At 65.7% G+C, this 4,593-nt stretch carries 3 protein-coding genes; 1 reads left to right on the top strand and 2 read right to left on the bottom strand.

Annotation, left to right across the window (positions count from 1 at the left end):
* Nucleotides 1–52: 52 nt before the first annotated feature.
* Together EN742_RS25145 and EN742_RS25140 are read right to left on the bottom strand one after the other, a co-directional pair.
* Entirely contained in the window at nucleotides 53–2,506 is a 2,454-nt protein-coding gene (locus EN742_RS25145; protein WP_126057171.1) for a DNA translocase FtsK, read from the bottom strand.
* 218 nt (nucleotides 2,507–2,724) lie between these two features.
* Nucleotides 2,725–3,441 (bottom strand): TetR/AcrR family transcriptional regulator, encoded by a 717-nt coding sequence (locus EN742_RS25140; protein WP_127400556.1) that lies wholly within the window; start codon nucleotides 3,439–3,441, stop codon nucleotides 2,725–2,727.
* A 146-nt stretch (nucleotides 3,442–3,587) separates the two neighbouring features.
* Here EN742_RS25140 and EN742_RS25135 point away from each other — a divergent pair.
* Nucleotides 3,588–4,593: HlyD family secretion protein (locus tag EN742_RS25135; RefSeq protein ID WP_148670241.1), on the top strand; the 1,006-nt coding region annotated here is incomplete at its 3' end.

Here is a 4,593-nt window from a genome sequence, read left to right as displayed (position 1 = left end):
GCGTCCGGTCAAACAAGACCGGCGTATCGCCCGGCCCCATCCCCGATCCTCGTCAATCCGTCTCGTCGCGCTCCGGCGCGTGGTCCCGCCGGCCGGCCAGGATTTCACGCTTGCCGACGTGGTTGGGCGTGCCGACCAGGCCCTCCTTCTCCATGCGTTCGACCAGCGATGCGGCGCGATTGTAGCCGATGCCGAGGCGGCGCTGGATGTAGGAGGTCGAGCATTTCTTGTCGCGCTTGACCACTTTGATGGCTTCCTCGTAGAGGGCGTCGCCATCCTCTTCGGCCATCGCGCCCTTGTCGAAGACGGGACCCGCGTCGGCCGCCTCTTCTTCCGCCTCCTCGTCGGCGGTGACCGTTTCGAGATATTCCGGACGCCCCTGCGCCTTCAGATGCGCCACGACGTGCTCGACCTCCATGTCGGAGACGAAGGGGCCATGCACGCGGACAATGCGCCCACCACCGGCCATATGCAGCATGTCGCCCTGGCCGAGCAACTGCTCGGCGCCCTGCTCGCCCAGGATGGTGCGGCTGTCGATCTTCGACGTCACCTGGAAAGAGATGCGGGTGGGGAAATTGGCCTTGATGGTGCCGGTGATGACGTCGACCGAGGGGCGCTGCGTGGCCATGATCAAGTGGATGCCGGCGGCGCGCGCCATCTGCGCCAGCCGCTGGATGGCGCCCTCGATCTCCTTGCCGGCCACCATCATCAGGTCGGCCATCTCGTCGACGATGATGACGATGTAGGGCATCGGCGCCAGGTCGATTTCCCGTTCCTCGAACAGCGGCTCGCCGGTGCCCTTCTCGAAGCCGACCTGCGCCTGCATGACAACGACCTCGCCATTGTCGCGGGCGGTGGCGGCGCGCTGGTTGTAGCCGTCGATGTTGCGCACGCCGAGGCGCGCCATCTTGCGATAGCGGTCCTCCATCTCGCGCACTGCCCATTTCAGCGCCGTGACGGCCTTCTTGGAATCGGTGACGACGGGCGTGAGCAGATGCGGGATGCCGTCATAGACGGACAGTTCCAGCATTTTTGGGTCGACCATTATGAGGCGGCATTCCTCCGGCTTCATCCGGTAGAGCAACGACAGGATCATGGTGTTGATGGCGACCGATTTGCCGGAGCCGGTGGTGCCCGCGACCAGCAGATGGGGCATCTTGGCCAGGTCGGCGATGACCGGCTCGCCGCCGATCGTCTTGCCGAGGCCGAGCGCCAGTCTGCAGGACGTGTTGCGGAAGCCGGCCGATTCGATCAGTTCGCGGAAATAGACCGTCTCGCGCGTCTCGTTAGGCAGTTCGATGCCGATGACGTTGCGGCCGGGCACGACGGCGACGCGCGCCGAGATCGCCGACATGGAGCGGGCGATGTCGTCGGCCAGGCCGATGACGCGGCTGGACTTCACGCCAGGCGCCGGCTCGAACTCGTAGAGAGTGACGACCGGACCCGGCCGGACATGGATGATCTCGCCCTTGACGCCGAAATCCTCCAGCACGCTTTCGAGCAGGTCGGCGTTCTGTTCCATCCGCTCCTGCGACATGTAGAAGCCCTGGCCCTCCGGCGGCATTTGCAGCAGTTCCTCGGACGGAAGCTCGTAGCCGGACGGGGCGGTCGACGGCACCACCTTGCCGGCGGCGGGCAGAGACGGCGCGCGCTTCGCGGTCCGGGCGCCTTTTGGAACGGAACTCGGCGCGGCGGGCTCCGCCGCAGGCGCCCGAGGCTCGGTGTCCAGCGGAGCGGGCCGGGCGGCGGGCGTGCCGGCCAGCGCTGTCGTTGGGGCAGGGCTTGGCGCCGGCCCGTTCGAACGCCATTCGATGACGCGGTAGAACGAAATTGCCTCGCCCGGGGAGGCGGAGCCGGACTGGGTCGGTCGCGCCGGAGGTTGCACGGGCGCCGAGGCGGGCGGTGGCGACGATTCGTTCAGGCGAGCCCGCGCCAGGCGCTCGGCGAGCAGGGGCATGCTGAACTCGAAAAAGGCATCATCGGAAAGATAGGACCAGCGGAATTTCGGCGGCTGCGCCTTTTGCGCCGGAGTGGCGACCGCCCGCGGCGGCGCGGCAACGGCCTGCGTCGGCTTGACGATGGCCTGCGGCGATCTGGCCGAAGCAGTGGAGACCAGGGCGGAAATTTTCCCGGCCGGAGTGGCCGGCTGGGGGGCCGACGGCGCGGGGCGGAAGGAATCGCCGCGGGAAGGCATCGCCTTGGCCGGCGCTTCATCATCCGGCTGCGCTGCAGGCCGCTTGTCGGAATCCGGCGTGCGGGTAAAGCGCACATTGGGCGCGAGAAAGAAATATTGCTGCCAGGCCGGGCGGCCGAACTCGCCACCCTCAGAATCCAACGAGGCGGCGGCATTCGATTCGCCCTCAACGGAGGCTCGCAGCGTGACGACCTGCCCCGTTTGCCGCTGCGGCGGCGCGGCCGCGCCTTGCTGCCGGGCATCTTCCGGATGACTGTCAACGTTGTCGCCATGGGCGGAAGCGCCGGAAGGATTGGCACGGGAGAAACGCATGGATGTCACACTCGAGATTCGTCGAACAAACGTGTCCCGAGACATAGGAACCGATGGTTAACAAGCCCTTCCGGAGGGCTCGGCAAAAGGGGCGATCGACGGTCGATTTAAGCGGGAGGAAGGACGTGCCCCGCGGACATCGGGGCTGGTTACGAATCTGCGTCGCGACGTCAAGGCACGTCGCGATCCTTCGCAATCGCTCCGCGCGCTTCAGGTTTTCACGCCGACTGCGCCGCCTGCTCCTCGGCCGCGAGCCTTTCGGTGCCGTAGGCCTTCAGGAACATGCTGACGCCCGACCTGACGACATGGTCGATCTCATCCTGGCTGGGGGCCTTGGTGCGGTAGGAGAATATGCACTGGCGGAAAAATCCGGCCAGGCAAAGTTCAGTGAACTGATAGGCCGCAAGATCGACATCGTCGATCTGCAGCAGGCCGCGTTCGATGGCGGCATTGAGGAAGGCCATGACCTTGTCATGGCCGCGTTTCGGGCCGCGCTCGTAAAACCGCGCGCCCATGTCGGGTATCCTGTCCGCCGCGCCGATCACCGTGCGCTGCGCCTGGATGACCTTGGCCGAGGTGATCTTGAGCGACAGCACCTTGCCGAACTTGACCAGCGTCTCGCGCAGGTCGCCGGAGCGGTCGAGCATATCGTACATGTTCTTGAAGATTGTGCCGCGCTCTTCCTCGATCAGCGCCTCGAACAGCTCTTCCTTGTTGGCGAAGTAGACATAGATGGTGCCTTTGGAGACACCGGCCTCTCGGGTTATGTCATTCATCGAGGCGGCCTCGAAGCCCTTGTCGATGAAGACACGGCGCGCGCCCTCGATAATCTGGCTGCGCTTGACCGGATCCTGCCCAGCCGCCGGGCGGCCTCGACGCAGGCTGTCCAGCACGTCGCACTGGTCCGTGCCGGGGTCGGACACTGTTTCGGCCATAAAAGTCACACCTCGCAGAATAATTCGAACCAACCGGTTCGATTGCCTCTTGATATGGGCCTGTTTTAGCGCTAAGTCAATCTCCGTATCGAACCGAACGGTTCAGTATAACAGAATTTCCTCATATAGACCTGCTGAGAGATATCATGTCCTCGAACGCGCCCGCCACCGCCGAAGTCCGCACGTTTCCCAACGCCAAGGTCCAACCATCGACCGAAGCGCCGGAAGCGTTTCCGCAGCCCGCCACCGTGACCCCTGCCGAGGCGCCCGCCAAGAAGAAGCGTTCGGTGCGCTCGCTGCTTCTGCCCATCATCGGGCTTGGGCTGCTCGGCGCCGCCGGCTGGTACGGCTACGACTACTGGACCGACGGCCGCTTCATGATCTCAACCGACGACGCCTATGTCCAGGCCGACATGTCGTTCGTGTCGCCGAAGATTTCCGGCTATGTCGACAAGGTCCTGGTGAGCGAGAACCAACAGGTCAAGGCCGGCGATCCGCTGCTGACCATCGACGACGGCGACTACAAGATAGCTGTTGCCCAGGCCGAGGCGCAGATCGCCACTTTGGCGAAGACGCTCGACCGCATCGACGCGCAGACCAAGGCAGCCCAGGCCTCGCTGCAGCAGGCGCAGGCGCAGAAGGTGGCCGACCAGGCCGCGGCCGACAATGCGGCGCGCGCCCAGGACCGCGCGGCGCAGCTGCTCAGGACCCATGTCGGCACGCAGGCGCAGCTCGACGACGCGCAGACAGCGCTCGACCAGGCCAAGGCGGCGCTCGTCGGCGCCGATGCGCAGATCGCCGCTGCCCAAGCCAATATTGGGGTGCTCGAGGCGCAGCGCGCGGAGTCGGCAAGCACCCTGGCTTCGCTGCAGCTCGGCCGCGACAAGGCCGCGCGCGATCTGTCCTTCACGGTCCTCAAGGCGCCCTATGACGGCGTCGTCGGCAACCGCTCGGTCGAGCAGGGCGACCTCGTCAGCCCCGGCCAGAAGCTCGCCGTCGTCGTGCCGATGGACAAGCTCTACATCGTCGGCAACTTCAAGGAGACGCAGCTCGGCCATCTGGTGGCCGGCGAGAAGGTCCGCATCACGGTCGACGCGATCGACGGCCAGAGTTTCGAAGGCACGGTCTCGTCGCTGGCGCCGGCTTCGGGTG

Origin of the sequence: Mesorhizobium sp. M4A.F.Ca.ET.020.02.1.1, assembly GCF_004022645.1 — a bacterium.
GTDB lineage: Bacteria > Pseudomonadota > Alphaproteobacteria > Rhizobiales > Rhizobiaceae > Mesorhizobium.
Note: the sequence above shows the minus strand (reverse complement) of the source record. Positions and strands in the feature narration are given on the sequence as shown.